Raw genomic sequence first — 618 nt, forward strand, 5'->3', positions numbered from 1 at the left:
GATCAGACGATGCGGTCGATATCGCTGTCCGAGAATCCGTATCGCGCCATCATCCGTCGGTGCCAGTCGCTGCCCACCAATTCATCGAGGCAAGCATCGATGCGCCGGAGCAGGGCTGAATTGCCTTTGGCGATCGCGAAGGCACCGGCCGACGGCTGCTTTTCAATCGGGGGAACCTCGACAAGCCCAAGCGGCATATCGGGCCGCCGGGTCAGATAGCCTCGGTGCGCCATCGCAACGCTGGCGTAGGCGTGCACCGCGCCGCTGGCCACTGCGTCCGCCGCATCCGCCTGCGTTGCAAACGTCCTGACCTGCTCGGGCGCGATTCCGTTGTGCAACGCCGTAAGATGCTGAACCTGATCGGTTATGACACCAATCAACGCTGTCCGGTCCTCGGCAATGGATTGGTAGCCGCGAAAGCCACGCGGATTGTGTTTCGCGACCAGCAACCCGTCCTGCAGCGCCCAGATCGGCCGTGTGAAGTCGACAAGCTGCCTGCGCTCTTCGGAGACGAACAGGCCGGTCGTCATGGTCCAACGACCCTCGACCAATCCCGGCAGCAGTTCAGCGAATTCGGCTTCGATCGGCTTAAAGCTCGCCAATCCGAGCATGTCACCG

General features: G+C 62.3%; 1 protein-coding gene. It reads right to left on the bottom strand.

Annotation, left to right across the window (positions count from 1 at the left end; genetic code table 11):
* Nucleotides 1–2: 2 nt before the first annotated feature.
* Entirely contained in the window at nt 3–611 is a 609-nt protein-coding gene (locus EN939_RS37010; protein WP_245473333.1) for a transporter substrate-binding domain-containing protein, read from the bottom strand.
* Between the last annotated feature and the right edge of the window lie 7 nt (nt 612–618).

Origin of the sequence: Mesorhizobium sp. M7A.F.Ca.CA.002.05.1.1, assembly GCF_003998335.1 — a bacterium.
GTDB lineage: Bacteria > Pseudomonadota > Alphaproteobacteria > Rhizobiales > Rhizobiaceae > Mesorhizobium.